Source organism: Bradyrhizobium sp. CSS354 (genome assembly GCF_029051725.1).
Classification (GTDB): domain Bacteria; phylum Pseudomonadota; class Alphaproteobacteria; order Rhizobiales; family Xanthobacteraceae; genus Bradyrhizobium.
In genome coordinates this window covers 1-1,524 of the sequence record NZ_JAACFU010000066.1, presented here as the reverse complement: position 1 = coordinate 1,524, position 1,524 = coordinate 1, and the positions used below count along the sequence as shown (strand labels likewise).

The following is a 1,524-nucleotide window of genomic DNA, read 5'->3' as shown; positions in this document are numbered from 1 at the left end:
AGTCGTCCGTGAACAAGGTTCTAAGCGATTGAGCAGGAGTCTCTTTTTCGGATTCGAGTCGGTTTGAGATTGCAGGGAATGGGAGGTTGAAGCCGCCAAACCCTGCAATTTCGCTTTTGGATTCCCTTTCCCTGCGGACCATGATTCTGTGGTGCATCGGAGGGAACGATGCGGCCGAAGAAGCACAAGACGACGGGATCGAACGATCTGTTCCGGGCGCGGCTGGACCAGATCATCAATCTGAAGCACGAGTTGGTTCTGCTTGCCGGCAAGATCGATTGGGACTGGATCGACGGCGAGATCGCGCCGCTCTACAGCGAGAACGGCCGGCCGGGGATCGAGACCCGCTTCATAATCGGGCTGTTGTTGCTCAAGCATATCTACGGGCTGTCCGATGAGGGGGTGTGCGAGCGCTGGGTCCACGACCCTTATTTCCAGTTCTTCACCGGCGAAGAGTTTTTCCGGCACGCTTTCCCGCACGAACGCTCGGACCTGAGCCATTGGCGCAAGCGGCTCGGCGACAAGCTGGAGCTGCTGCTGGCCGAGAGCCTGCGGGTGGCGCACGAAGCCGGCGCCTTACGCAGCCAGGACCTCAAGCGCGTCACGGTCGACACCACGGTGCAGCCGAAGGCCATCACCTTCCCGACCGACGCCAAGCTGCTTCATGCGGCCATCCAGGGCCTCAACCGCCTGGCGAGAAGGCACAGCGTCAGGCTCCGGCAATCCTATTCTCGCGTGGCCAAGGCCGCTGCGATGATGGCGGGCCGCTACGCCCATGCCAAACAGTTCGGGCGGCATCAGCGGCAGTTGCGTATCCTGCGCAGCCGGCTGGGCCGGATCATCCGCGACATCCGTCGCAAGATCGAGGGCCAGCCAGCCCTCGAGGAGGCATTCGCCTTTCCGCTTGGCCGAGCCAGCCAGATCCGCTCCCAGCAGCAGCGCCAGCGCGGCTGGAAGCTCTATTCCTTTCATGCCCCGGAGGTGGAGTGCATCGGCAAAGGCAAGGCCTCAGCCCCTTACGAGTTCGGCGTGAAGGCCTCCATCGTCACCAACAATCGCCGAGCTCCCGGCGGCCTGTTCGTACTGCATGCCAGCTCGCTGCCCGAAAATCCCTACGACGGTCACACCTTGCGGAACGTCATCGACCGGACCGAGACGCTCACCGGATGTCCGATCGAGCGGGCCTATGTCGACAAGGGTGACCTTCGGCCACGATGCTCAAAATCCACGTCGCGTCTTCATCTCCGGCCAAAAGCGCGGCGTCTTCGGCGTCATCAAGCGCGAGCTGCGCCGCCGCTCCGCCATCGAGCCCATCATCGGCCACATGAAGACCGAAGGTCACCTCGGTCGCTGCTACCTCAAAGGCCGTGCCGGAGACGCCGCCAACGTCATCCTCTCAGCCGTCGGCCACAACTTCCGCCGCATCCTAGCCTGGCTCAGAGAACTCTTGTGCCTGTTCCTGGTCCGACTATGCCGCGTGCTGGCCGGTCCAGCCCCGCTCAATTCGCCTTCTTAACGGACGAC

Annotated in this window: 1 protein-coding gene and 1 pseudogene; both read left to right on the top strand. The window is 62.6% G+C overall.

The genetic code is table 11. From position 1 onward, the window contains the following. Window positions 1-168 precede the first annotated feature (168 nt). Window positions 169-1,224, top strand: a pseudogene (locus GWG67_RS38635) (IS5 family transposase); the annotation flags it as partial. Next, the gene (locus GWG67_RS39045) at window positions 1,187-1,516 is read left to right on the top strand and encodes a transposase (protein WP_342761093.1); all 330 of its coding nucleotides are present in this window, start codon (window positions 1,187-1,189) and stop codon (window positions 1,514-1,516) included. The pseudogene GWG67_RS38635 and the gene GWG67_RS39045, both read left to right, overlap by 38 nt. Window positions 1,517-1,524 lie beyond the last annotated feature (8 nt).